Source organism: Bradyrhizobium sp. USDA 376 (genome assembly GCF_054063675.1).
In genome coordinates this window covers 379,897-405,858 of the sequence record NZ_JBSSGN010000001.1, presented here as the reverse complement: position 1 = coordinate 405,858, position 25,962 = coordinate 379,897, and the positions used below count along the sequence as shown (strand labels likewise).

The 25,962-nt window shown below is 61.6% G+C and carries 14 protein-coding genes and 5 pseudogenes; 12 read left to right on the top strand and 7 right to left on the bottom strand.

Annotation, left to right across the window (positions count from 1 at the left end; genetic code table 11):
• Positions 1-4: 4 nt before the first annotated feature.
• From istB (ACVJ19_RS01725) to ACVJ19_RS01715, 3 genes and pseudogenes are all read left to right on the top strand, one after another.
• Positions 5-709 carry an IS21-like element ISFK1 family helper ATPase IstB gene (istB, locus tag ACVJ19_RS01725; RefSeq protein ID WP_038952402.1) on the top strand — a complete coding sequence of 235 codons (705 nt, stop codon included), beginning with the start codon at positions 5-7 and terminating at the stop codon, positions 707-709.
• Positions 710-910: 201 nt separating this feature from the next.
• Positions 911-6,045: pseudogene (locus ACVJ19_RS01720) on the top strand (Ulp1 family isopeptidase).
• 362 nt (positions 6,046-6,407) lie between these two features.
• Positions 6,408-6,729, top strand: a pseudogene (locus tag ACVJ19_RS01715) (DDE-type integrase/transposase/recombinase); the annotation flags it as partial.
• A 50-nt stretch (positions 6,730-6,779) separates the two neighbouring features.
• Here the strand turns inward: ACVJ19_RS01715 and ACVJ19_RS01710 are convergent.
• Complete coding sequence (locus ACVJ19_RS01710) at positions 6,780-7,037, bottom strand: WGR domain-containing protein (RefSeq protein ID WP_011084508.1); 258 nt, start codon at positions 7,035-7,037, stop codon at positions 6,780-6,782.
• Positions 7,038-7,606: 569 nt separating this feature from the next.
• On the opposite strand from ACVJ19_RS01710, the gene ACVJ19_RS01705 reads away from it, so the two are divergent.
• Positions 7,607-7,828 (top strand): hypothetical protein, encoded by a 222-nt coding sequence (locus ACVJ19_RS01705; protein ID WP_014497999.1) that lies wholly within the window; start codon positions 7,607-7,609, stop codon positions 7,826-7,828.
• A gap of 524 nt (positions 7,829-8,352) precedes the next feature.
• Here ACVJ19_RS01705 and ACVJ19_RS01700 read toward each other — a convergent pair.
• The gene (locus ACVJ19_RS01700; RefSeq protein ID WP_011084509.1) at positions 8,353-8,697 is read right to left on the bottom strand and encodes a hypothetical protein; all 345 of its coding nucleotides are present in this window, start codon (positions 8,695-8,697) and stop codon (positions 8,353-8,355) included.
• A 156-nt stretch (positions 8,698-8,853) separates the two neighbouring features.
• On the opposite strand from ACVJ19_RS01700, the gene ACVJ19_RS01695 reads away from it, so the two are divergent.
• Genes ACVJ19_RS01695 through tnpC form a run of 3 tightly spaced genes read left to right on the top strand, consistent with a single transcriptional unit; the run spans position 8,854 to position 11,205 of the window.
• Positions 8,854-9,228, top strand: coding sequence for a transposase (locus tag ACVJ19_RS01695; protein WP_011084510.1), 375 nt, complete (start codon positions 8,854-8,856; stop codon positions 9,226-9,228).
• 19 nt (positions 9,229-9,247) lie between these two features.
• Positions 9,248-9,604: an IS66 family insertion sequence element accessory protein TnpB gene (gene tnpB, locus ACVJ19_RS01690; protein ID WP_453947815.1), complete on the top strand. Its 357-nt coding sequence runs from the start codon at positions 9,248-9,250 to the stop codon at positions 9,602-9,604.
• A gap of 53 nt (positions 9,605-9,657) precedes the next feature.
• A complete protein-coding gene (gene tnpC, locus ACVJ19_RS01685) occupies positions 9,658-11,205 on the top strand; it encodes an IS66 family transposase (protein WP_039156384.1) in 1,548 nt (515 codons plus the stop codon).
• 213 nt (positions 11,206-11,418) lie between these two features.
• On the opposite strand, the pseudogene ACVJ19_RS01680 reads toward tnpC, so the two are convergent.
• Positions 11,419-12,420 (bottom strand): annotated as a pseudogene (locus tag ACVJ19_RS01680) (type IV secretory system conjugative DNA transfer family protein); the annotation flags it as partial.
• Positions 12,421-12,690: 270 nt separating this feature from the next.
• Here ACVJ19_RS01680 and ACVJ19_RS01675 point away from each other — a divergent pair.
• Positions 12,691-13,755, top strand: coding sequence for an IS630-like element ISRj1 family transposase (locus ACVJ19_RS01675; RefSeq protein WP_011084514.1), 1,065 nt, complete (start codon positions 12,691-12,693; stop codon positions 13,753-13,755).
• Between the two features lie 47 nt (positions 13,756-13,802).
• Here the strand turns inward: ACVJ19_RS01675 and ACVJ19_RS01670 are convergent, their stop codons facing one another.
• Together ACVJ19_RS01670 and ACVJ19_RS01665 are read right to left on the bottom strand one after the other, a co-directional pair.
• The gene (locus ACVJ19_RS01670; protein ID WP_453947814.1) at positions 13,803-14,786 is read right to left on the bottom strand and encodes a zinc ribbon domain-containing protein; all 984 of its coding nucleotides are present in this window, start codon (positions 14,784-14,786) and stop codon (positions 13,803-13,805) included.
• A 29-nt stretch (positions 14,787-14,815) separates the two neighbouring features.
• The gene (locus ACVJ19_RS01665; RefSeq protein ID WP_453955055.1) at positions 14,816-15,421 is read right to left on the bottom strand and encodes a recombinase family protein; all 606 of its coding nucleotides are present in this window, start codon (positions 15,419-15,421) and stop codon (positions 14,816-14,818) included.
• A 51-nt stretch (positions 15,422-15,472) separates the two neighbouring features.
• Between ACVJ19_RS01665 and ACVJ19_RS01660 the strand changes: the two are divergent.
• The 4 genes and pseudogenes from ACVJ19_RS01660 to ACVJ19_RS01645 all read left to right on the top strand — a co-directional run.
• Positions 15,473-15,824: pseudogene (locus ACVJ19_RS01660) on the top strand (DDE-type integrase/transposase/recombinase); the annotation flags it as partial.
• Between the two features lie 181 nt (positions 15,825-16,005).
• Complete coding sequence (locus ACVJ19_RS01655; RefSeq protein ID WP_011084516.1) at positions 16,006-18,258, top strand: hypothetical protein; 2,253 nt, start codon at positions 16,006-16,008, stop codon at positions 18,256-18,258.
• 272 nt (positions 18,259-18,530) lie between these two features.
• Positions 18,531-22,856, top strand: a complete 4,326-nt coding sequence (locus ACVJ19_RS01650) for a Ulp1 family isopeptidase (protein ID WP_011084517.1) — start codon at positions 18,531-18,533, stop codon at positions 22,854-22,856.
• 457 nt (positions 22,857-23,313) lie between these two features.
• Positions 23,314-23,892: a hypothetical protein gene (locus tag ACVJ19_RS01645; RefSeq protein WP_011084521.1), complete on the top strand. Its 579-nt coding sequence runs from the start codon at positions 23,314-23,316 to the stop codon at positions 23,890-23,892.
• A gap of 30 nt (positions 23,893-23,922) precedes the next feature.
• Here ACVJ19_RS01645 and istB (ACVJ19_RS01640) read toward each other — a convergent pair whose 3' ends face one another.
• Positions 23,923-24,627 carry an IS21-like element ISFK1 family helper ATPase IstB gene (gene istB, locus ACVJ19_RS01640; RefSeq protein WP_038952402.1) on the bottom strand — a complete coding sequence of 235 codons (705 nt, stop codon included), beginning with the start codon at positions 24,625-24,627 and terminating at the stop codon, positions 23,923-23,925.
• An 8-nt stretch (positions 24,628-24,635) separates the two neighbouring features.
• A pseudogene (gene istA / locus ACVJ19_RS01635) lies at positions 24,636-25,928 on the bottom strand (IS21 family transposase); the annotation flags it as partial.
• Positions 25,929-25,962 lie beyond the last annotated feature (34 nt).

Sequence of the window (25,962 nt, the reverse complement as noted above, 5' to 3'; positions counted from 1 at the left end):
CGGAATGGCCAAGGCCTTCGAGGAGCAGCGCCGATCGCCCGATCTCGAAGCCCTGCCGTTCGAAGATCGCATCGGCCTGTTGGTCGACCGCGAAGCCGCCGAACGCGACACCAGGCGGCTCACCACGCGCCTCAAGATCGCCGCACTGCGCCAGACTGCTTGCGTCGAGGACGTCGATCTGCGCACCCCGCGGGGCATCGACCGCGCCGTTTTCGCCAAACTCGTCGAAGGTCGCTGGATCGATCGCCACGAGAATTTGCTCGTCACCGGGGCAACCGGCCTGGGCAAAAGTTGGTTAGCCTGCGCGCTCGGCCACAAGGCCTGCCGCGACAACCGATCAGTCCTCTATCATCGCGTTCCAAGGCTGTTCGAGGCGCTCGCGCGCGGAGACGGACGCTACGCCCGGCTCCTCAAAAGCCTCGGCCGCGCTCAGCTTCTGATTTTGGATGATTGGGGACTATCGGTGCTCACCGCCGCGGAACGCCGCGATCTGCTCGAAATCCTCGAGGACCGACATGGCCGCGCATCCACCATCGTCACAAGTCAGCTCCCCGTGGACACCTGGCATGGAGCCATTGGGGACCCCACGGTCGCCGACGCCATTCTCGATCGCCTCGTCCACAACGCCCACCGCCTCCAGCTCACCGGAGAAAGCATGCGAAAACGCAGCGCCAAAACCATCACCCTTGACGGCCAACCAGAACACTGACTCTATCTCCCATTGGCCGTAGCGGGCTGCTCACGATCGTCTGAATTCAGTGCTCACGATCGCGCGAAATCGATGCTCACGATCCGTGAAATCCGCAGATGCTCCCGGTGCGGGTCTATCGAGGGCTGTAAAGGGTGGTTTGTTGCTGATCGCCAGCATGCCAGATCGAAGCCCTGGTTCATATTTTGAAAGTGAGAACGGATGGATTTCCCCTCGACCAAGCGGGTGCGTGAACAATCGGACAGCACGGGCCCGCAAGAGAGCTCACCCGCGGCTCCGTCCGCAGCCGCGGCGACCTTTGAGCGGCAATTGAGCGAGATCGGCAGTTCAGGTGAAGGAGCAATGCCGGCCGCCTCGACGCCGCAGCCGGCTCAGTCAAAAGGGATTCTGAGAAGGCTCAGCAAAAGCCCCCTTTATTCCCAGGATGCTCCCCTTATTTTGGGGCTTGAGAAGGCCCTCATCAAGGGCGGGGCCGCCAAAGGCACCGCACGAAATAATCTATATTCTCTTCGCAGCTTTGGCCAGTGGCTCTTCGCAAATAACAAAGATCCCATTGCTGCTCGGCTCGACGACGAAGAGTCGCTGACCGTTGATGCGCGCGTGTTCGAAAAGCGTCCCGCGACACTCCTTAGGGCAATAGACCATCTCAGGACCTCGCGGTCGACGGGCGGAATCGTGCCGATCGCAGGCCGCACTGAGTTGCATCCTTATCCCCAGGACGCAGCTCTGATCGAAGGGTACAAAAACGACGCAGCGACAGATACCGGCAAGAAGGATGCAAGCAAGAATGCAACTGCTCTTCGCAGTTTCAGCGACTACCTGCGTGAAAACAGCAAGAAGGGCATTGCTGCTCGTCTTTCAGACGAGGCGTTGGATGGAGATGTCAAGAGCTATAAGAGGGCCCCCGGTGCTGATTCAAGGATCGGTGCCGCTCTGGCTCATCTCCGAAAATCGCAGGCGGGCGCTAAGGCGATGGAGCTCGAGCGCCATATTGATTCCGAAGACGCGGCCCTGAAGGAGTCGAGGCAGGTCGGCGACGCTGCTGCGCAGCACAGTTCGTTGCAGAAAGCTGGCAGTTGGCCAGAGGAATTGCTTCCTGCGGAAGGCCATGATCAGAATTTGCTTTTGGGTCCGATGGACGAACCCGGCCCGCCGTCCTCGGCGCCGCAACCGGCTCAGTCAACTGGGGTTGCGATAGGGCACAAGAAGCGGCCTCTTCATTCCGAGGATGTTCCCCTTATTGCGGGGTTTGAGGAGGCCCTCCGGAATGGGAGCGCCGCCGAACGCACCGTCCGAAACTATCTATCTTCTCTTCGCAGCTTTGGCCAGAGGCTCTACGCAAATAACAAAAAGAGCATTTTTGCTCGGTCGACGACGAAGAGTCACTGACCGCTGATGCGCGCGAGTTGTTCGAAAAGCGTCCCGCGACACTCCTTAGGGCAATAGACCATCTCAGGACCTCGCGGTTGACGGGCGGAATCGTGCCGATCGCAGGCCGCACTGAGTTGCATCCTTATCCCCAGGACGCAGCTCTCATCGAAGAGTACAAAAACGAAGCAGCGACAGATACCGGCAAGAAGGAAGAAGCCAGGAAGGATGCAACGGCTCTTCGCAGTTTCAGTGACTACCTGCGTGAAAACAACAAGAAGGGCATTGCTGGTCGGCTTTCAGGCAAGGCGCTGGATGGAGATGTCAAGAGCTATAAGAAGGACGCCGGTGCTGATTCGAGGATCGGTGCCGCTCTGGCTCATCTCCGAAAATCACAGGCGGGCCCTAAAGCGATGGAGCTCGAGCGCCATATTGATCCCGAAGACGCGGCCCTGATGGAGTCGAGACAGGTCGGCGACGCCGCTGCGCAGCACAGTGCGTGGCAGAAAGCTGGCAGTTGGCCAGAGGAATTGCTTCCTGCGGAAGGCCACGATCAGGATTTGGGCCGGATGGACGAACCCGGCCCGTCGTCCTCGGCGCCGCAGCCGGCTCAGTCAACTGGAATTTTGATAGGGCACGACAAGCAGCCTCTTCATACCGAGGATGCTCCCCTTATTTCGGGGCTTGAGGAGGCCCTCCGTAATGGGAACGCCGCCGAACGCACTGCCAGGGGCTATGTACGTACTCTTCTCAGCTTTGGCCACTGGCTCTTCGCAAATAACAAAGATCCCATTGCTGCTCGGCTCGACGACGAAAAGTCACTGACCGCTGATGCGCGCGAGTTCATCGGAAAGGGTAATCCCTTAAGGCTTCTTGCGGCGATAGTTCATCTCCGAACCTCGCAGTCGACGGGCGGAGTCGTGCGGATCGCAGGCCGCACTGAGTTGCATCCTTATCCCCAGGACGCGGCTCTCATCGAAGAGTACAAAAACGAAGCAGCGACAGATACCGGCAAGAAGGATGCAAGCAGGAAGGATGCAACTGCTCTTCGCAGTTTCAGCGACTACCTGCGTGACAACAACAGGCCGGGCATTGCTGCTGGGCTCGGCACGTCGTTTGATGGAGATGTCGAGAGCTATAGGAAGGTCGCCGGTGCTGATTTCAGGATTGGTGCCGCACTGGGTCGTCTCCGAAAATCGCAGGCCGGCGCTGAGGCGATGGAGCACGAGCGCCATATTGATCCCGAAGAGGCGGCCCTGAGGGAGTCGAGGCGGGTCGGCGACGCCGCTGCGCAGCACATTGCGTCGCAGAAGGGTGGCAGTTGGCCAGAGGAATTGCTTCCTGCGGAAGGCCATGATCAGGATTTGCTTTTGGGGCTGATGGATGAACCCGGCGCGTCGTCCTCGGCGCCGCAGTCAACTTGGATTGTGATAGGGAAGAGGAAGCAGCCTCTTTATTCCGTGGATGCTCCCCTTATTTCGGGGCTTGAGAGGGCCCTCATCAAGGGCGGGTTCAGCAAATCCGCTGCCGAGCAGCACGGAGGTTCTCTTCGTAGCTTTAGCCGTTGGCTTTTCGCAAAAGAAAAACCGAGCATTCGTGATCGGCTCGACAATAAGTCGCTGACCGATGGCGGTGAGGTGCTCGAGTTCACCGGAGAGGGTAATCCAAAGACACTCGTTCAGGCAATCGACTATCTCCGGACCTTGCGGTCGACGGGCGAAGTGCCGATCTCACGACGCGCTAAGCTGAATCCTCACCCCCAGAACGTGGCCTTTATCAATCCCGAAGACACGGTACTGATGGAGCCGAGGCGCGTCGACGCCGCCGCTGCGCAGCACAGCGCGTCGCAGGAAACTGGCCGTCGGCCAGAGGAGCTTCCCGCGGAAGGCCGCGATCAGGATTTGCTTTTGGGGCTGATGGACGAACCCCGCTCGTCGTCATCTCTCGAGCCAGCCGCGCGCCATGACCAGGCACCGGATCCCGGAGAGCCCGACCGCCAGCAGTCCCCGGACGAGCCGATGGCTGCGCTTGCCAGGAGCAACCGCCTGCCAAGCGAGGAGGTCCTCATCAACGATGAGCATGACACAGCTGAGTTGAGGCCAGCGAAGAGGCAGAGGACCCTAAACAATCCGCAAGGCGTTGCCGGCGAGCGGCAGCTGAGCGAGATCGCCAATTCAGGCGGCCAGCCGACACCGGCGCCTACCCATCAACAGGGTACGTCGTCATGGGAGACGCAGCCGATGCTGCTGCGGAGCGGCTACGAAGATGTCACGGCGCCGCATGCGGTCGCGACGTACGTCGGGGGCGCCGCTGCGCAGCACAGCGCGCGGCAGCGAGCTGTCAGTCGGCCATTGGTCCTCCCGGAAGGTTACGATCAGGATCTGCGCTTAATGGTGGAAGACGGCCCATCGTGGCCCGAGGTTCCTCCTGAGCAGGCGCAGGACATAGTCCAAGCTGGGCAGGAACCTGCCCGGCCGACCGTGGAAGCAGCGCCAACGCACTCTGCCAGGGCTCGCTCAAATACCTACGGCGGTATTGAGGTGTCGTTTAATCCGAATTCGCCCGCATCATTTGAGTTGCGTGACAATGCTTGCAGCCCGGCGCCTGGCTTTCCGCCGCCGTTTGCCGGCCCGGTACCGGGGCATCACCAGGGCGCTCAACAGCTCGGCTCGCCGCAGGGGCTTTCTCCGGTGTCCGCCCACTCGGACGATGACGCTTTGGCGTGGTTGAGCGAGGAGCTTGCGCGGCAGATGCAAGAACCGGCATCACCATCAACTGCCAGGGCTCAGGATCTCTATCGTGGATTTAAGGCACTGCTTGATCCGGATGTGGCCGAGTTGGATGACAGTGCTCACTTTGCGCCAGCGCCTTCTGCCAGGGCTCGCTCAGACACCTACGGCGGTCTTGAGGTATCGTTTAATCCGAATTCGCCCACATCATTTGAGTTGCGCGACAATGCTTGGAGCCGGGCGCCTGGCTTTCCGCCGCCGTTTGCCGGCCCGGTACCGGGGCATCACCAGGGCGCTCGACAGCTCGGCTCGCCGCAGGGGCTTTCTCCGGTGTCCGCCCACTCGGACGATGACGCTTTGGCGTGGTTGAGCGAGGAGCTTGCGCGGCAGATGCAAGAACCGGCATCACCATCAACTGCCAGGGCTCAGGATCTCTATCGTGGGTTTGGGGCACTGCTTGATCCGGATGCGGCCGAGTTGGATGACAGTGCTCACTTTGCGCCAGCGCCTTCTGCCAGGGCTCGTTCAGACACCTACGACGGTCTTCCATTGGTTGATCTGACCGCGCCCGCACCGTCCCCATTGCGCGACGATATCGTGCGGCGGTTTCCGATCACCTCCTCCGATGCTCAGATCGGGGCGTTGAATCCGATAGCCTTGTCCCACAACCGCGGGCTGGTGCTCGAGGACACGGAATGGCTGGGCGACGAGCATATCCTCAGGGATTACCAGCTTCAGGAGCTGGATTTGCAGAGGAGCGATTCGGATCTCGCCGCCCGGACGCGGTTCGTAGATCCCCTCGAAGCGCTGCGGCTGCGCCTGGGCGCGGAGAGCGACGTGCTACGCGTATTCCATCGCATCGTCCATGATCGGCGTGATAACGATACAGCCGACTTCCTGTTGCTGCCAGTGAACGATGCCAGTGCTACGGACCGCGGCAGGCATTGGTCGCTGCTGTTCGTTGATCGCAGCAACCGGCAACGGCCTGTCGCCTATCACTACGATTCCTACGGGAGATACAACGAGACGCATGCAAGACAACTCGCAGAAAGGCTGAACCTCGCCCTGCAGCCCGCCGGCATGGCCCAGCAGCAGAACACTTATGATTGCGGCGTCTTTGTCGTGGACGGCACGCGGGAGCTGGTTAGGCAATTGGCGCAAGGACGGGAGCCAGACCAGCTGAACCTCAGCAACGTCGTTGCCAATCGGCAGGCACTGCAAGCGCGACTCAGGGGTTGATGTCGCCGTGGGCGGACCCTCGCGGCGCTTCTCTTTGAGCTTGAATGACGGCTGGAAGAAGTTCACCAGCAGGCGCGCCGCGGCGTAGAGACGTGCCATCACGCGGGCCGTCTCGCCCCCGTCGAAGCGCCCGTATCCGACGAGCCGCCGGACCACCGACAGCGCGATGCGGTTGTCGGCAAGGGCGAGCGCGCGACGCTGCGCTTCGGAAAGACCGGTCAGCTGACCGGCGCCTCGAGGAGACCGAGCTTTCGCGCGGCCAGGTATCGGCCTTCGCCCGCGATGATCGTGCCATCGCTGTCGACGAGCAGCGGGTACCGTCAAGTTAACGAATTGGAGCGGCCGAGGGGTAGACGACCGGCATGCCGACCGCCCGGGACCCTCTTTATCGCCGCCATCGCTTCCCATCGGAAGTGATCAGCTATGCCGTTTGGTTGTATTTCCGGTTTCCCAGCGGCTCATGAAGAAGCTCTTGAAATCCGCCGGCACGCCGCCGCGCGTGATGATCACGGACAAGCGTTCGCACGGCGCTGCGAGGGCGAAGATGGGCTTTTTCGTCGAACATCGCCAGCACAGAGCTCTCAACAATCGGGCTGAGAATTCTCATCAGCCGACGCGGCAACGCGGCGGATCATGAAGCGTTTCAAATCGTCCCGTCAGGCTCAACGGTTTCTGTCACTTCACGTTCCAGGCATCGTAAGTGGATCCGTAATCCCCGGGAAATTGACGAAACCTCAGACTCTCTCCTCAGCAGAGGTGTATCCGCGCCTGCGCTTGGCGCGCTCCAGCCGTCCGAATGCTTCGCCCGCTTCAGCGCTGGCATCGAAAGTCTGCACCATCGTCTGGCCGGTCGTGCCGATCCGGCCCCAGTCGCGGATCAGCGAGACCCCGCCGAACAAGGTCGGTTGGATCGAAAGCAAGTAAAACCGCCGCATGTTGCGGGTGGTGTCGATGCGGCGAAGGTGAAGCGGCCCTAGCTTAAGGTTCGGCATGCATGGATTCTCGCTTCCTGTGGAAGCGAGGTCCAATGCTTTCTATGAATCGATCAGGGCCAAACGATTCATTCTCTCGCTACATCAATTGCACCAGGCGGGTGTCTTCGGACTGTGGCGATGATGTGGAGGCTCCACGGCCCGATTTGAACCCCACCGTCTCGCGGCAAAACCGAGACCGCAGTCTGAACTGATCGAGAAGCTCACTGAATCGCGCCGGAGCTCGGTCCAAGCATTGTCGATCCAGCAGCCTCAGCAAGGTTTGAAAGCTGACTAGGTGACATCGGTGCAGCCGTTGAGCGATCGACGGAGCAATTGCGGACGAACGGGAAATCGAAGTCCGGACACGGGTGAATTATGGAATGACACCCGGGCACTTCTTTGCCGGTGCTGCTGCAGAGAATCAAGCGCGCGATGTGGTCGGACATCGCCGACCTGCGTCTGGCAGCCCGACCAACCTTATGGGGTGTTGAAGAAGCGCGCGGCCTCTTAAAGGCCGCATTCTCTGTGGTAGGGCAGTATCTGAAAGCGCGTATGGCCGCGCAACCTGAGGCGAGAGGAGGATTCCGATGTTCGAGGCTAAAGACTATCGCGTGTGCTGCCATCACTTTGTCACCCCGACCGACCGCGCCGTCTACCCGGCGCAAGAGCCCTTACTAACCTACTCTGAGGCCCTCCGGCAGGTGCAGACCGAGCAGGCCAAGGGCTACATGGTGGCCTGGGTCATCGATCGCACCGGAGCAGGCGCCACCAATGAGATTGGTGGTTCGAACGCATCGGTTCGACGTTGATCGTAAGCGCAGCTCTGGCCCTTGGATTGGCGCTTGACGTCTGTTTTGATTACGGTGTGAGCCGGCACGGCTTCCACTTTTCCGACAACGTTGACGCTGGCCTCAAGCGCCTGCCTGTCGTCGAACCACTTTTTAGAGCTTGATCACATGATCGCAGCCGCGCCGAAGATCGAAGAGGCTGCAATGCCGTTTCCACGCCGAGTCACAAGCAGAAGAAACTCAACCAGGACTCGCGCTGGTCAGCGTCATCAGAAACTGTGCACGCTCGACAGGACGATCGAGCCAGTGCGTCGAGGTCTATTCCTGCATAGGAGGACGCGGCGAGGCGGCGGGAAAGTTGGAAGGTTGGGATCCAGCAAGGTCCCGATTCGCGCGCTGTACCTCGGCGGTCCCAAACACGAGGACGCAGAGAGGTCTGTTTTGGGCGCGGGATTTTGGCTGGGACACGAGCCCGTCAGAGCGTTGCCGCCGTCGCTCTGAAATGGTCGGGAAACCTTCCGATCGTGCGAGACTCTTATCTAACCTCACTTGTGATCCGCTCCCCTCGAGACTTTTGGAAGATATCCCAACTGCCGTTCCAGAGCAGCTAAGGTTCGACGGGCCGAATCCAATCTCGCAGTCGCCTCGACCAGGTCGGCCCATGTTTTATCCGACCGTGCAACCGCCGTGGAGCCGGTCTCAAACAGGTTGTTGTTGAGATGCGGGGCCGCTTCGCCTCGCAGGGCACGCTCCAAATCGAGCAGGGTGCTCGTCAGCGCTCGATGCGCGCACGCGTCCTCTCGTTCCAGGTTTTCCGCCACGTCGAGCGCCGCACGATAGTGTCGTATCGCTGCAACGACTCTGCTCTCGAGGTCGGGCTCATCGCTCATCTGCTTTTCTCTCCACGAATCTTTGAGCAATTTGTGTCGGTCTGAACGAGCAAAAATTGTAAGCGGAGCTTTTCTCCCATTTGATTGACTGGTTTCGCTTCGGCTTTCGCTCTGCGATCCTTGGCTTGTCAGAGAGCCGAGAGGAGACTGAAGGCGATGGAACAATCGGGGGAGGAAGCCGAAGCTGATGGCTTTGTGGGGAAGCTTACGCGCCGGACGCGTTCTGGATGCCGGTTATGGTCTGCGGAGATCAAGGGGCGCGCTGTTTTCGAGAGCATGAAGCCCGACGCCCGGGTATGTGATGTCGCACGGCGTTATGGTGTGAAGGCCCAGCAGTTGACGACGTGGCGCAGATTGGCGCGTGCTGGCCGGCTCGCATTGGTCACGGACGACGCGGCGGATTTCGTGTCGATCGAGCTGAGCGATCCAGTGGCGCCAGGCAAGAGCGAGGGCCCGTCGAGATTACGATTGGCAAGGTTTCGGTCCGCCTGGATGCGGACGTGTCGGCGGTGCGGATCGCGGAGATCGTGACTGCGATCGAGCGCGGCGCATGATCATTCCGGCGCAGGAACTGCGGATTGTGCTTGCTGTGCGTCCTGTTGACTTCCGGTGCGGGCACGACGCGCTGGCCGGTCTTGTGCAAAACACACTTGGGCTCGATCCGCATTCGGGCCTGATCGTGGTTTTTCGTTCGAAGCGCGCCGACCGGCTGAAGATTTTGCTATGGGACGGCACGGGCCTCGTTTTGGTCTACAAGCGCCTTGGCCGCGATGGTCGTTTCGAGTGGCCGCAGATCAGCGACGGCGTCATGCATCTGACGCGCGTGCAGTTCGAAGCGCTGTTTGAAGGGCTGAACTGGAAGCGAGTGGGCGAACGGATTGTCGCGACGCCAGCTGCGGCGAACTGACTCAGACCCGACAACCTGTTTCGCGCGGGGCTTTGGGATGATAGCTTGCGGATGTGCCGCCGTCCCCCATTGATCCCGCCCGTCTTGCAGCGCTGCCCGCCGATTTGCGCGCGCTCTTCCGCGCGCAGGAAGCGATGATTGAAGCCGAGCGTCGTCGCGCAGACGATGAATGCTCGGCGCGCCTTCATGTCGAGAGTGAACTGGCTGCGTCCAAAGAGAGCGTCGAACGCCTCGAACTGCTCGTGAAGGAGTACGAGCGCGCACGTTTCGGTAAACGCTCGGAGAAGTTCAATCCCGATCAGATGCAACTGGTTCTCGAGGACATCGAGATTGCCATCGCCGAAGTCCAGGAACGCCAGGACGATCGTGCGCGCCGCGCCGGCACGGCGCCGTCCAGCGGCCGGACCAGGCGCGCTGCCCGTGCCTTTCCCGCGCACCTGCCGCGCATCGAGCAGGTGATCGAACCCGAGAACCTCGAGTGTCCCTGCGGCTGCGGCCGGATGGTCCAGATCGGCGAGGATCGCTCCCGCCGTCTCGATGTCATGGCCGCCCAGTATCGTGTGATCGAGACGGTGCGACCGCGCTACGCCTGCGCAAAGGGCTGCACCGGTGTTGCTCAGGCGCCGGCGCCCGCCCATCTCGTGGAGGGTGGCATCCCCACCGAGGCGCTGCTGGCGCAGGTGGCGGTCGCCAAGTTCAGCGAGCACATGCCACTCTATCGTCAGTCGCAGGTTCTGGCTCGGCATGGCATCTTCATCGATCGCGCCGTTCTGGCAGACTGGATGGGAACGGTCGCCTTCCACCTCGCGCCGCTGGTCGAGCGCATGAGCGTCGTGATGAAGCAATCGGGCCGCTTGTTCATAGACGAGACCAGGGCGCCTGTGCTCGATCCGGGCCGGGGCCGAACGAAGACCGGCTATCTGTGGGCTGTCCTGCGCGACGATCGCGGCCACGGCGGCGCTGATCCACCAATCGTGGTCTACCACTACGCGCCAGGACGCGGTGGTGACCATGCTGAGCGCATCCTCGAGGGCTTCGACGGCATCCTTCAGGTCGACGGATACCAGGGCTATCATCGGCTCGCACGGCCCAAGCGCAAAGGCGGCGTGCCGCTGCGGCTGGCCGCATGTTGGTCCCACTCAAGGCGCAAGATCATCGCAGCGACTCCGAAAGCCGGCTCACCCATCGCCGAAGCCGTTCTCGCGCGCATCGCCGCACTCTATGCGATCGAGAAGGAGATCCGTGGCGCCGACGCCCCGGCTCGGCAAACGACCCGTAACGAGCGATCACGGCCGCTCGTCGCTGAACTCGAGAGGTTTCTGCGCGAGCAAGCCGCTCGCCTGTCGCCGGGCAGCGAGATGGGCAAGGCGATCGCCTATCTCCTGAACCATTGGGATGGCCTCACCTTGTTTCTCGACGATGGTTGCGTTGAGATGGACACCAATCCCGTCGAAAATCAAATCAGGCCGCTGACTCTGACGCGTAAAAATAGTTCATTTGCTGGTCACGACGAAGGTGGTCGTTCATGGGCGCGCATAGCTTCGCTCATCGCCACCTGCAAAATCAACAGCGTGGAGCCCTACGTCTGGATCAAAAATTAGGCGGCTTACAGGTGGCGGGCGAGATGATGCGCCGGCTCGTACGACGAGCCGAGCATCGAGCCCGGTATGCCGTCGTTGCTGGATGCGCTCCGTCTCGGCTTTCCGTTCCCAGACAATACTGCCCTTCCACGTACGCCCTTTCTTTCTCTGCCTGGGAACCAGCCGGTCGTTTGTATGCCGCCCACGTCTTTCTCATCGCCGCGTTCGCGATAATCAGCGACGCCGACCAGCGTCTCTCCGATAGAACCTGTTTTCGCCGACGCAGGCGCGCATGTCGGTGCGCCGGAACCAGATGGCGCGTCCGCATCGCAGCGGTGGATTGCCCGCAATAAAGATGACCTGCTCGTCGGTTCGCATGCGCAAGACATCATGCGGCAGCATCAGCGGCCGGCGCGCGAGCTGCTTGGACCGCGTCCGGGAGGAACCCGACGTCTGCGAGGACAGGCTCAGCTGATCGACCTCGACCGTCGTGTCGCCGCAGCGCTTGGAGATGTAGTCCGCCGTCTCGGGGTCGTTGATCGCCGAGAAGGAGATCCAGGATGCGCTTTCGAACCACTTGCTGGTGGCATCGCGGCCGCCATAGGCCTCGCGCATCTGGCCGATTGACTGGTAGAGCATCAAGAGGGTGATGCCGTATTTGCGCCCCGCATCACGCGCGGTTTCGAGAATGCGTAAGTAGCCGAGACGCGCGACCTCATCGAGTAGGAACAGGGTCCGGCCGGTCACTTCGCCATTGCGATTGTAGATGGCGTTGAGCAGCGAGCCGATGATGACGCGGGCGAGGCCGGCATGGTTCTCCAGGGTCTTCAGGTCGAGATTGATGAAGACGTCCGTCCGGCCCTCCGCGAGCTCGGCCGTCGTGAAGCTCGATCCGGACACCAGGGCGGCATAGTTGCCATAGGAGAGCCAGTGGGTTTCCTTCACCGCATTGGCGTAGACGCCGCTGAAGGTCTCTGGCGTCATGGCGATGAAGGGCGCGACATTCTCCTTCACGAATCCGGACTCGGAGTTGTCGTAAATCGTCTGAAGCCGCTGGCGCAACTTCGGCTCCGGCTCCGACAGGTTGGCGCGGACCTGGCGGAGGTGCTGATCCTTCTTTTCCGTATGACCGGACAAACAGACATCGGCGATCAACGCCGTCAGCAGTTGCAGCGCCGAGGCCCGAAAGAAGTCATCCCGCGCCGAGCCCTGGCGCGGATTGTCGGTCATGATGAACATCCCTCGTTTTGAAAAGGAAACCTCATGTCTGAAAGTCGAAAGCCCACGCACGATGCCTTCGCTGTGGCCGGTGACGGCCGAAATTCTACATGGACGCGGATCGGCGCCGCTTGGCCGAACGATGACGGCAAGGGTTTCAATATCGTGATCGCGCCCGGCTTGGCCGTTTTGGGTAAAATCGTGCTGCGCGAACCGAAGCCCCAGGCCGACCAGGAGCCTGACTAGTACCCACTTTTCTTGGAACGTGAGTCGTGATTCAAGGTCGGGATGATACCCGAAGCAAGAGAAGTCCACCTTTCGAGGAAAGATCGCAAGGTGCTTGAGGCGTGCTGTCGCTCACCGGTGACGTTGCAGCGCGATTTGAAGCGGGCGCGGATAGTTCTGTTGGCGGCGGATGGGCGCAGCACCCGGTCGATCGCCAAGGAAGTTGGGGTCCAGCCGCGGATTGTCAGCCTTTGGCGGCATCGCTATGCCGACCATGGCCTTGAAGGGCTGCAAGACAAGCCGCGGCCTGGCAAGCAGCCGATCTATACGAAGACGACCGACAAGCGGATTCTGAAGCTGCTGGATAAGCCGCCACCGCAAGGGTTTGCGCGCTGGACCGGCCCCCTGCTGGCCGAGGCGCTGGGCGATGTCGATGTCCAATATGTCTGGCGGTTCCTGCGCAGCCACAAGATTGACCTGGTGGCTCGCAAGTCCTGGTGCGAGAGCAACGACCCGAACTTTACGGCCAAAGCCGCCGATGTTGTCGGCCTCTATGTCGCGCCGCCGGCGAAGGCCATTGTGCTGTGCGTGGACGAGAAGCCCTCGATCCAGGCTTTGGAGCGAGCGCAGGGTTATCTGAAGTTGCCCAATGGCCGCGCCTTAACCGGCCAAAGCCACGATTACAAGCGGCATGGCACCACAACATTGTTTGCGGCGCTCGAAGTCGCCACCGGAAAGATCATCGCGACCCATTCAAAACGCCGGCGCCGCGTCGAGTTTCTCGATTTCATGAACAGCGTCACCGCGACTTTTCCGAACCGCAAGCTTCACGTCATCCTCGACAACCTCAACACCCATAAAAAGAACGAGGACTGGCTCAAGGCCCACCCCAACGTGCAATTTCATTTCACGCCGACAAGTGCGTCATGGCTCAATCAGGTCGAAGTATGGTTTTCCATCTTGCAGGGGCAGTCGCTCAGCGGCACCTCCTTCACGAGCCTCAAGCAGCTTCAGGAACACATCGATGCCTACGTCAACGCATACAACGACAGAGCCGAGCCCTTCGTCTGGACCAAGAAAAAGGTCCGGCAACGCCGTTTCAAAGGCCGCCGTATCACTCAGCTCTGATTCCGGGTACTAGATTCGATAACCTGTTTTGTTGAGTAGCGTGATGGTCAAGGTTGCCAAGCCCCGAGCCATGGCTCGATCGCGTCCTCGGCGGGCTTGAACACCGGGATGTGGTAGTTCGAGCGCATTGATGTGACGCGCTCGCGGGTCCAGCGATTGCCGTTGCCGGTCTTGAGGCCGTTGCGATTGAGGAGGCCGGCAATCAGATCGTCGCTGGCGATCAGCACCAGTTGACGCACGGCCTGGACGATATCGGCAGAGGTGCTGTTGCGCTGTCCGCGCCGGCGCTTCGGCAAGCGCAACTCGCTGTGGGCGCCCCCCACCCAATGGACGATGAGAACGATCTCCGAGGCCGCGTCGTCGATATCGGCCACGACCTCATGGATGAGGGTGCGCACAATGCGCTTCTTGAGGCGAGCATCCGTCGTCGGCGCATCCCAGACCGTTTTGAGGTTCGAGGCCAGAACGCCGAGCGAGACTGGATCGGCAAGGGGTGCGGGCGTGGCCGCATCATGCATGGCGATCTTGGCCTCAACCTCCGCCGCGTGAGCGAGCGCCCTGTTCCAGCGCGCTTCCAGCTCACTGGCCACCAGCCGGTTCGCGGGATCAGCGGCATCGTATTGCCGGAAAGCCCTGTCGGCGGCATAGCGCGCCGCTTCGAGGTCGCGACTGAGAGCATCGCGTACCTGATCGCGCCGTTCCCTGGCTCCCTTGGCGGCAGCGGTTGCGGCGGCGACAGCGCCCGGACCGACGACTCCAAGCAGCGATTCTTCGATGGCGTCATCGACGCGCAGTCCGCCGAAGGCGATGCAGTGGGCCCAGCCATTATCCATCCAGGCACGGTTGCAGCTGTAGCGCGGGATATGGTTCTCCATGCCGGAGTACCGGAGTGTGAGCTTGCGACCGCAGCGCTTGCAGCGGATCAGACCGGCCAGCAACGCGTCACCATGGTTGGGCGCGCCGTGATGCCGACTGGTGGGAACATTGCTGCTGACCATGGTGCGAATCGCCTCGAACTTCTCCCAGCTCACATACCCTTCGTGAGTGTTGGGCTTCAGCGTCAGCCATTCGTTCCGCGCCTTGCGCTCACGCCAGCGGTGCTGTATCCCGCCGCCACAGCTGTCTTACCATAGGCATAGGCGCCGCCGTAGACCGGGTTCTCAATGATCCGGTGGATGGCAGAGTAGTTTGGTCGCCGCCAGGCCGTGTCGCCGTTGGTCTGCTTCACCGGCAGATCGAGATTGTACTCATGGAGCCAGCAGAGCGCCTGTCGCGCGCTGCCCAGTTCCTCGACCTTGTCGAACACCAGCTTGATCGCCTCCTGGACACGCCGATCCGGGTCTTTCTCATAACGGTCGCCGGCCTTCACGAAGCCGACGGGCGCTGTCACAACCAACTCGCCCCGGCGCGCCTTCTCGTAGCGGGCCGAGAGCGAGCGCTGGCGCAACAGATCCAGCTCGTACTCGTTGAGGCTGCCCTTGAGCCCGAGCAGCAGGCGGTCGTTGCCGTGCCTTGGCGCATAGATGGTCTCTTGATCGACCAGAACGGTATCGACCACGCGGCACATCTCGATGAGTTGCTGCCAATCCCGGCTGTTGCGGGCGAAGCGCGAGACCTCGCGGGCGCAAACCGCACCAACCCTGCCGAGGCAAACCTCCGCCACCATTCGCTCGAATCCGGCGCGTTGTATGCCGCCGGCGGCTGAACGACCATCTGACGACGGACAATCACGGACAAGCTCCGTTCGTACGGCGCTGCGAGGGCGAAGATGGGCTTTCACGTCGAACATCGCCAGCACAAAGCTCTCAACAATTGGGCCGAGAATTCTCATCAGCCGACGCGGCGGCGCGAGCGGATCATGGAGCGTTTCAAATCGTCCCGTCAGGCTCAACGGTTTCTGTCAGTTCACGATCAGGTCGCGAACCTTTTCCACATCCCCTATTCTGGAGCCGTCACTGCCGACTTCCGTCGTGCTTCGCGCGGGCGAGCCTTTGCGACTTGGCGCGAGATCTCCGCGACAAGCGCTATCGCCGAATCTCGAACCTTTGAGAAGCGCCTCCTTCGGCTCGCGGTCGATTAAGTTGACGATGCCCCGCTGCCTCCAGCAGCACGCCAGGCGCGATGGAATTGCACCCCACGGTGATCCGGGTTTTCCTGTGAATCGGGGAGAAGCGCCCTACGTCAGCTACTCGTCAGCCAGCCAGTCTATGCAGACTGGCTGCGCACTCTCGACTTTATCGGAGGTGGAATATGACAGGCATTGGCCGAGCTGGTAAATCGCACGTTGGGCCCGCAGGAGCCGACAGCGCATGGGGATCGAGTAGTTCGAGCCCGGAGCTCGGTCCCGCCCCCGGGGAGGGCGGGCAATCTTTCGACTCTGTCGTGGAGCGGATGCGCTCCGGGCCTCGAGATGGAACGGCTCCGCTCGTGAGCCTGCCACCAGCTTCGGCGGTGGCAGTCCAGATTTCCTCAAGTGGCGACGGAATCAAGGCAGCGAAGCAAAAAATGCGCAGCCTGCTTGCGGGGCTTGATGCTTCTAAAAATGCAGCCACACGAGCCCAGAACCCGAACCCGTCGGAGGCGCAAGAGCTGATCGATCAAGTCGTCAAGGCAGGCTCGGAAGTTCTGGGCTATTACGCGAGCCTCCCCCCGGACATGGCGCGCGGGCTTCTTTCCGACGGTCGGGCTCGCCGACTCCGCGAGGAAACTATCGCTGCGGGAAACGAATGCGACATCGTGGCCACCTGGATTATCGGCGACCTGGAGAAGAGCAGGAAGAAAGCAACAGCCTTGCTCAAGAATATGCGAGTTGCCAACGCTCAGCCTGACCAGCTGAGCCGAGCGGTATCCAGCGTGGCGAAGCACTACGAGGCCTGCATGGAGGGGTGGGGAAAGAAGGCATTACGCATGGAACGGATGCAGTCCGTCTGCGCGGCCACCGCCAACTTGCCGAGCACCACGCCCGAGATGCGGCAGGCCGAAGAGGCCGCACTACGCCTGCAGACCGGCTGGGCACTTTATACGAAGTGCGTGTATCTGCAATCGCAGGTTGCTCTTGCTCAGCTTCTAATTGAGTCGCGGGCGAGCACGTTCGAACCAGCTGTAAGCGACGCCCTCATGGGTGAGGATGGGCGGGTGCGTCTGCTCGGGACCTTTATCGAGGATGTTTTTCCGGCATTTAACTCGGCGTCCGAAGCCGTTCTGAGCAGCAACGGAGCGGCACTCGACGCAGACCACTGCACCGTTCTGGAAGGAGTCATGGAGCGGCTTTCGGAATTTGCCTCAGGGGTGCACGGAATCGTTACCAGGCTAAGGGACGCCGGAACGGATGCCGACCTTCCATTAAAACTGTTGGGCCAGATCGCGGATGGTGCATGGGTCACCGCGGACGACGTCACGCGTCTTTTGGACGTGCAGCCAAAGACGCCCGCCGTGATTGAGCCGACGGCCCGGACTGCCGTAGTGGTTGAGGGGGGCGCGGCCCGCAGGGAGGGGAAGGGCAAGCGCGCACCGGCCGCAGGCGAGCGAAGTTCGGCGGCCGGGCCGCGCGAGCCGCAGCTCGCCACGCCCGACGCTGCCACGGCCCCGACAGTCAAGGTGATCGTACTCTCGGATCTGGGTACGAAGAAACTCGCGAGCGCGGAGGAGGCGGCACTCGCGAGGGCGTCATCGTCGGCGACCGGGCACCTGGAGATATTGCAGGCTCCGCCCTCCAGGAACGCACTGACCGGATTACTCAAGCGATTGGACGAACTTTTGCAGTTCGATCTGCCGGCTCAGCAAAGCGCGGTCTCGCAAGCGCGCCACGGGAAGCCCGAGGACGCCGATCACGCCGTGGATCTCGTCGTTAAGCGCCTGCAGACACAGGCCTCCGAGATTGAGGCCAGTGTAGCCGCGCTGGAGGAGCCTCGCCGACGTGTCCTACTCACGCCTGCGCAAGTGCCGGAAGTGCACGACAAAATAGCCCGGCTCAAGGCGATGTTGTCCGAGGTGCAGGGACAGGCAAACTCTTTCACGGCGCAAAAGGCGGTGATCACGATCGATTGCATGAAGACCTACGCGTTTCCGTCCCAGAAGTATCTTGAACAGTTGCGAGCGGCCGGGGAGTTGGCGGCTGTGAATTCACCGCGCGCCTTGAAGGATGATCCGGGGACACTGTTCGAGATCAAGCTGCAGCCCAAGGCCCTGCGCAATGGCGCGACGCCAAGCCCGATGTGGGTGCACATCCATACCAAGCGGCCGGTACATGCCAGGCAGTTGGCAACGCTGAGCGATGCCGGGTTCGCCGCTTGCCACGTGAAGTCCAATGACCAGCGCGGCTACAATCAGGACTGGCAGAGCGCTCGAGCTGCGACGGGGCGCGAGAACGTCGTGATCCACCGCGGCAAGCTCACGCCGGCGTTCTGTAGGTCCTTGTTGCGCACCGCAGCTGGCGGCCAGCCGTGGCATCCCCTTCCCGAGGCGGAGCACGCGTCGATGCAGTTCGCGCGCCTCGGGATGTAGTTACCTGGGTGTCCCGCGCCAGAGCGTCGCTGTGGTGACACGATCAAGTGGACCGTTTCTCACCGAGAGGAAATCCTCGATGAGCTCGAAGCCGGCGCGGGCTTCCTCGAACAGATCGACAACAGGGTCCGATTGAAATTCGATCGGGAGCGTCGTGACCCCAACTTCCTTTCGCTTGGCAGCTGAACCGTCAAATGCCGGCGATGTGTCGTCTCAAGTCCAGGCGCATGCGATCAGCGCTCCAGGCTCTTCATCTTCGAAAGTGAGTACACATGAAATTCGTCTCAATGAATCGGGGGGGGCAACAAACGGATAGCGTGGACGCGCAAGATGCCTCTCCAGCCGACTCGTCGGCAGAGGCGGCGGCCTTTCAGCGGCAGCTGAGCGAGGTCGCTGTCCTGTCCGCTCCCGTGCTCATGCAGGTCCGCGCCTATCAAGCGGATGCATCGCGATCTGAGGCGCGACCCATCGTGCGGGCGAGCGGGCAACCATATACGCCGGCTCCGCACGGTGAAGGCGGTGGAACGACGCTGAATGCGTCGGCGCTGCCGCTCGGCCATGCAAATTTGGTTTTCGCAGGAAGCGGCATGGATCCTGTTTATTCCGACGATGCGTCTCTTATTGAGGGGCTCGGGCCGGCACTCTTCAAGGCTGGGGCCACCGAGCGCACCGTCAGGCGCAATGTACGTTGTCTTCTCGGATTGGGGCATTGGCTCGTAAAGAACGGAAAGCCGGGCATTGCTGCCCGGCTTTCCGAAGAGTCGCTGGTCGAGGATGCCCTGGAGTTCGGCAAGCAGGAGGGGCAGGCCATCGCTACGCCACTGGTTCATCTTCGAGCCTCCCAATCGCCGGGCGGCATCGCGCCGATTGCAAGCCGGGTTGAGCTGAATCCCTATTCCCAAGATGCGGATCTCATCAAAGGGTACAAGGAAGATGCAGCGTCAGGCACCGCCAACACCGTCAGGAAGTATGCAACTCTTCTTATCGATTTCAGTGATTACCTCCGTGAGAACGATAAGCCCGGCATTGCTGCTCGACTTGGCGACGGCTCGCTGGATAATGATGTCAGCCAGTATAAGGAGGCGGACCCCCGTGGCCGCAGAAAAGCCGGGGCCGCACTGGCTCATCTCCTGAGGTCGCCGGCGGGTGCTAGAGCGATCGAGCTCCGGCCTCATATTCGCCCCGTTCCTGATTTCGAAGGCGCGGTTCGCGCTGAGCCGAGCCGGACCCGGGCCGCGACTGCACAGCACAGCTCGAGCGGAGCTATCAGCTGGCCGGAGACTCTGCCTGCGAACCAGCAGGATCTGCTTTTGGAGACGATGGACGGACCCAGCTCCTCGCCGCCTATCGAGACAATTGCGCACCATCAACAAGCAGCGGATGCAGGAGGGTCTTTTCGTGACTTGAACTTGCCCCGCGCCGACCATGGGGTTTCACCGCCGCATGGCCTGGCATTGGATGCTGCAGGGTCCCTGAACTGGCGCCACCATGACGACGAACTGACGGATAAACGTCACAGGAACCCGCTCGGGCCAGGCGAGCAGGTTCTCGTCATCAATGAGCATGATATAGGGGAGTTGAGATCAGCGAAGAGGCAGAAGACGCTAAGCAATCCGCAGGGCGTCGCCGTTGAGCGGCAGCTGATGCAGACGCCATCCCATCAACTGGCGGCGTCCCCATTGCAGATGCAGGCTCCGATGCTGTCGCAAAACGAGCTAATCGGCGAGCCGCTCCCGGGGGAAGACGCGGAGCTCTTGGCGAGGTTTCGTGTAGACGCCAAGCGGCGCAAGCTCACCCCAGGCGCCATCAATAACAGTGTTTCCGGGCTTGGGAGATTTGTTCGCTGGGTCAACGCAGAGCATGGGGGGTCCGTAGCTTCTCGGCTACGAAAAGGTACACCGCTGGATGAGGAAATTGCGGCGTACCGGAGATTGGGCCGTGACCCCCAGCACCGCATTACATCGGCCCTGGATGTTCTCCGGCGGCTCTTGCGTGGGGGTGAAGAAGCCGAAGCTCCCGAACCCCGCGTCCTCGGTGCCCCACGTCGCCTGGTTCCTCATCCAGAAGATGCGCCCCTCATCGAGGGCGCGCTGAGCCAAGCTCTGAAACATGTTAAAACTGCGAAGGATAAGGGGTCTGCGCAAAAGCGGGCGACACGTCTTCGCGCGCTGAGTGCGTGGCTTAAAGGGAATCGCAAAGGGAGCATCATCGGGCGACTTAACGGCTCTAGCAAGGAGCAGTTAACGCTGGACAACGATGTGCTGGCGTTCCAACGGACCGGAGGCGCAAGATACCGTCCCGATTTGTCGCATCTTCGCAGCTACTTAAAACTCATCGAGGCGAACCGAGAGCTGGGGCTGCCAGGCCCTGAGCAGCCGAGCTCGCCGGCCGCGTGGGGCGATCGGCATCCCGGCTCGGCGCAGGATCTTCCCTCAACGCCGGCAAGCCCAAGCGCGGGAGCTTGGGTTTGGTTGGGTGAACAGCTGCACGAACCAGCATCACCATCCAGGCCCCCGTCACATGCTAAGGGCAGGCTTGAGCCATCTGTTGATCTGAATGCGCCGACGCCGTCCGAGTTGCGCGACGATGCTCATTTTGCGCCAGCGCATCCTGCCAGGGCCCGTTCAGACACCTACGCTGGTCTTGAGCCATTTGTTGATCTGAATGCGCCGACGCCGTCCGAGTTGCGCGACGATGCTCACTTTGCGCCGGCGCATCCTGCCAGGGCTCGTTCAGACACCTACGCTGGTCTTGAGCCATTTGTTGATTTGAATGCGCCGACGCCGTCCGAGTTGCGCGACGATGCTCACTTTGCGCCGGCGCATCCTGCCGGGGCTCGTTCAGACACCTACGCTGGTCTTGAGCCATTTGTTGATCTGAATGCGCCGACGCCGTCCGAGTTGCGCGACGATGCTCACTTTGCGCCGGCGCATCCTGCCAGGGCTCGTTCAGACACCTACGCTGGTCTTGAGCCATTTGTTGATCTGAATGCGCCGACGCCGTCCGAGTTGCGCGACGATGCTCACTTTGCGCCGGCGCATCCTGCCAGGGCTCGTTCAGACACCTACGCTGGTCTTGAGCCATTTGTTGATCTGAATGCGCCGACGCCGTCCGAGTTGCGCGACGATGCTCACTTTGCGCCGGCGCATCCTGCCAGGGCTCGTTCAGACACCTACGCTGGTCTTGAGCCATTTGTTGATCTGAATGCGCCGACGCCGTCCGAGTTGCGCGACGATGCTCATTTTGCGCCAGCGCATCCTGCCAGGGCTCGTTCAGACACCTACGCTGGTCTTGAGCCATTTGTTGATCTGAATGCGCCGACGCCGTCCGAGTTGCGCGACGATGCTCATTTTGCGCCAGCGCATCCTGCCAGGGCCCGTTCAGACACCTACGCTGGTCTTGAGCCATTTGTTGATCTGAATGCGCCGACGCCGTCCGAGTTGCGCGACGATGCTCATTTTGCGCCAGCGCATCCTGCCAGGGCTCGCTCAGACACCTACGCCGGTCTTGAGGCAGCGGTTAATCCGAATCCGCGCACACCATTCGAGTTGCGTGACAATGCTTGGGCCCCGGCGCCTGACTTTCGGCCGCTGTTTGCCGGGCCAGTACCGGGGCATCACCAGGGCGCTCGACAGCCCGGTTCGCCGCAGGGGCTTTCTCCGGCGCCAGCCTTCTCGGATGATGAAGCTTTGGCGTGGTTGCGCGAGGAGCTGGCGCGACGGCAGATGCAAGAACCGGCCTCACCATCAACCGGCAGGGCTCCCTCAGACATCTACGGCGGCCTTGAGTCATTGGTGCATCTGGATGCGCCCACGCCGTGGGAATTGCGCGACGATGCTCACTTTGCGCCGGCGCCCGCTGCCAGGGCGCGCTCGGACACCTACCGCGGTTTTCCATTGGTTGATCTGACTGCGCCCACGCCGTCCGAATCACGCGACGATGCTAATTCTGTACGGCCGTTTCCGATCACCTCCGCCAACGCTCAGATCGGGGCTTTAGATCCGACAGTCTCGTCTCACGGCCACGGGCTGGTGCTCGAGGACACGGAATGGCTGGGCGACGAGCATATCGACAGGGATTACCGGCTCCAGGAGCAGGATTTGCAGAGGAACGATCCGGATCTCGCCGCCCGGACGCGGTTCGTGAATCCCCTCATCGTCCTAAATTATCTGGGCTCTAACGACGATGGCGTCGTGCAAACCGAGTTCCAGCGCATCGTCCATGATGATGAATTTAATGATACAGCCGACTTCCTGTTCCTGCCCGTGATTAATGCCAACCCTGAAGATCCTAATAACCTCGGCAACCATTGGTCGCTGCTGTTCGTTGATCGCAGTGACCGGGGGCAGCCGGTCGCCTACCACTACGATTCCTACAGGGGACTCAACAAAAAGCATGCAGAGCATCTCGCAAGTAGGCTGCACCTCCGCCTGGAGCCAGCCGGCATGGCCCAGCAGCAGAACACTTATGATTGCGGCGTCTTTGTCGTGGACGGGACGCGGGCGCTGGTTAGGCAATTGGAGCAAGGAGGGCAGACAGTCCACCTGGACCAGCTCGTCGTCGATCGGCAGGCACTGCAAAACCGACTCAGGGGCTGATGTCGCCGTGGGCGAGATAGAGTTGGCTGTGAATCGACGCTGAACATTGACCCCCGTACGCGCGAAGTCAATCAAGTACTTGGGACGCCGATCGGCGTCCGGACCCCACACGATGACATAATTGCGGTCGGCGCCCGCGGGACGAAAGGTCCGCTATCTTCAAGCCTGCACGCAATCACACGAATCGGAGGGGCTATGAAGCAATATGTTGGGCTTGACGTCTCACAAAAGGAGAGAATCAGGAACAGCAGAAGCCCGTTCCCGAAGATCATACGTCCGTCAGCAAGGACGAGGAATCGGGCGCACGAGGGTTGCAGCGCGATTTGCAGGATCGGTTGCAGCCGGCGCACGACGAGCCGGTGAGCGAGCCCGTCAGCGATAGTGCTTCCCATCCCGAAGTACCTGCAGGCTCGCGCCGGTTCGCCGCCTGCTCAAGGTCGGCATTGGCCTTGCGATTGTGGCCGTCTTCGGATGGTTGCCGCTGAAGGCCGTGCTGCAGACCTCGAGCGTTGCGGCCGTGGTCAATGCCAGGATCGTGACGTTGCGCTCGCCGATTGACGGCACCGTGAGCGCGAAGCCGCCGCAAGGCTCGACGCAACTCAGCGTGGTCCATGAGGGCGACGCGATCCTTCATGTCGTCAACGCGCGTGGCGATCGCGTGCGGCTCGACGATCTTCGGCGGCAGATGTCCCGGATGGAAAATGAGCGCCCGAGTTTCGCCGCCAAGCTTGCGGCCGCCGAGACGGCGCAACAGGACCTCGCCCGCCAGGCGGCCCAGTTCCGCGACGGTCGCATCCTCCAGCTCCAGGCGCGCATTGCCGAAATCCAGTCGGCGATCGAGGCCGCGGCCGCGCGACGGGAGAAGGCAGTGGCCGCCGTCGAGCGGGCCTCGTCACTGATCAAATCGGGCAGCGTCTCGACGGTCGAAATGGCCCGCCTGACGCGCGAGCAGGCGATCGCCCAGCAGACTGCGGATTTCACGGATCGTGAGCATCGATTTCGCGCGATCGTGAGCACTGAATTCAGACGATCGTGAGCAGCCCGCTACGGCCAATGGGAGATAGAGTCAGTGTTCTGGTTGGCCGTCAAGGGTGATGGTTTTGGCGCTGCGTTTTCGCATGCTTTCTCCGGTGAGCTGGAGGCGGTGGGCGTTGTGGACGAGGCGATCGAGAATGGCGTCGGCGACCGTGGGGTCCCCAATGGCTCCATGCCAGGTGTCCACGGGGAGCTGACTTGTGACGATGGTGGATGCGCGGCCATGTCGGTCCTCGAGGATTTCGAGCAGATCGCGGCGTTCCGCGGCGGTGAGCACCGATAGTCCCCAATCATCCAAAATCAGAAGCTGAGCGCGGCCGAGGCTTTTGAGGAGCCGGGCGTAGCGTCCGTCTCCGCGCGCGAGCGCCTCGAACAGCCTTGGAACGCGATGATAGAGGACTGATCGGTTGTCGCGGCAGGCCTTGTGGCCGAGCGCGCAGGCTAACCAACTTTTGCCCAGGCCGGTTGCCCCGGTGACGAGCAAATTCTCGTGGCGATCGATCCAGCGACCTTCGACGAGTTTGGCGAAAACGGCGCGGTCGATGCCCCGCGGGGTGCGCAGATCGACGTCCTCGACGCAAGCAGTCTGGCGCAGTGCGGCGATCTTGAGGCGCGTGGTGAGCCGCCTGGTGTCGCGTTCGGCGGCTTCGCGGTCGACCAACAGGCCGATGCGATCTTCGAACGGCAGGGCTTCGAGATCGGGCGATCGGCGCTGCTCCTCGAAGGCCTTGGCCATTCCGGTCAGTCGGCGCCGTAGCTTTTGACGAGCGCCAGAATGCCAAGGCAGGTTCGAAAGCCTTGTTCTGGATGGGGCCGGGCGTCGATCACGGCCTGGAAAAACGCTGCTGTCGAAGGACCGATCCGCTCGCCGGCGGCGATCACCGCGGCGGGGGTCTATTCGCCGTAGCGGCGATGGGCGCTGGGCATGTGGTCGGCGATGGTGGTGTGTCCGCGTCGGTTGGGCGCGCGGGCATGGCTGGCGATCCGCTGGCCCTTGTGGAAGATCTCGACCGTCCGATCGTCGATACGGGCATCGACCAGCTCGCCAATCAGACGATACGGCGCGGAGTACCAATGGCCGTCGACCTCGACATGATAATCGGGAGCGAGGCGGCAGCGCTTCCAGCGTGCGAAGGCATAAGGCTGATCTGGCAGCGGGGTTAGCTTGGGTTTGTCGAGTTCGGCAAACAGTTCGGCGCGGCTTGAGCCGAAGCCACGCATTTGACGAGCATTGAGTTCGTCGACGAGTGTCTTGATGGCGGCGTTGAGCTCGGCCCGGGAAAAGAAGCGCTGATTGCGCAGCCGGGCCAGAATCCAGCGCTGGGCGATTTGCACCGCGACCTCGACCTTCGCCTTGTCTTTTGGGCGCCGCGGCCGTGCGGCGAGAATGGCGGTGCCGTAATGGCTCGCCATCTCGGCATAAGTGCGATTGAGGCCGGGATCGTAGCGGTCGGGGTTGCTGACGGCGGCTTTGAGGTTGTCGCAGACCACGAACGTCGGCGTTCCGCTCAAAAACGTGAACAAGTTGACGTGGGCCCGGATCCAGTCGGCCAAGCTCTCGCTGGGGCAGGCCTCGGCGTAGGTGTAGTTCGAAGCGCCCATCGCCGCGACGAACAGCTTCATCGGCTGCACTTCCCCGGTCAGGGGATCGACGATGTCGATGGTGTCGCCGGCGAAATCCACGAACACCTTCTCGCCGCCCAGATGAATCTGCCGCATCGAAGGTCGGACCCGCCCCTTCCAGGCCTCGTAGGTAGTGCAGAACCACGTGTACCCGAAACCGTCGGGATTAACGGCGCGATACTCCTCCCAGAGCAGGCGACGGGTTACGTTGCGCCGGCGGAGCTCTTTATCGATGTAGCTCCAGTCGGGCACCGGCCGCTGCGGGCTCTGAGACGCTGGTCGTGGGGCCGGGAAAAGCAAAAGCTCCAGGTCTTCATCGGTCATTCCCTCCGGAAGCGGCCAGCTCAACCCAGCAGACGAGCTATGCGGGAAACTGGGTGATGACGGAATGAGATAGGCGGCGTATCGAGGCGGGTGTCGAGCCTGCCAGAACCTCAAGGAGAGCGAT

Excerpts from the sequence above, each read along its gene's own strand:
- ACVJ19_RS01695 (WP_011084510.1), top strand. The coding sequence starts at position 8,854 with ATGGAACAATCGGGGGAGGAAGCCGAAGCTGATGGCTTTGTGGGGAAG.
- ACVJ19_RS01705 (WP_014497999.1), top strand. The coding sequence starts at position 7,607 with ATGTTCGAGGCTAAAGACTATCGCGTGTGCTGCCATCACTTTGTCACC.
- ACVJ19_RS01650 (WP_011084517.1), top strand. The coding sequence starts at position 18,531 with ATGAAATTCGTCTCAATGAATCGGGGGGGGCAACAAACGGATAGCGTG.
- ACVJ19_RS01700 (WP_011084509.1), bottom strand. The coding sequence starts at position 8,697 with ATGAGCGATGAGCCCGACCTCGAGAGCAGAGTCGTTGCAGCGATACGA.
- ACVJ19_RS01655 (WP_011084516.1), top strand. The coding sequence starts at position 16,006 with ATGACAGGCATTGGCCGAGCTGGTAAATCGCACGTTGGGCCCGCAGGA.
- ACVJ19_RS01675 (WP_011084514.1), top strand. The coding sequence starts at position 12,691 with ATGATACCCGAAGCAAGAGAAGTCCACCTTTCGAGGAAAGATCGCAAG.
- ACVJ19_RS01710 (WP_011084508.1), bottom strand. The coding sequence starts at position 7,037 with ATGCCGAACCTTAAGCTAGGGCCGCTTCACCTTCGCCGCATCGACACC.
- istB (WP_038952402.1), top strand. The coding sequence starts at position 5 with ATGGCCAAGGCCTTCGAGGAGCAGCGCCGATCGCCCGATCTCGAAGCC.
- tnpB (WP_453947815.1), top strand. The coding sequence starts at position 9,248 with ATGATCATTCCGGCGCAGGAACTGCGGATTGTGCTTGCTGTGCGTCCT.
- istB (WP_038952402.1), bottom strand. The coding sequence starts at position 24,627 with ATGGCCAAGGCCTTCGAGGAGCAGCGCCGATCGCCCGATCTCGAAGCC.
- ACVJ19_RS01665 (WP_453955055.1), bottom strand. The coding sequence starts at position 15,421 with ATGGTGGCGGAGGTTTGCCTCGGCAGGGTTGGTGCGGTTTGCGCCCGC.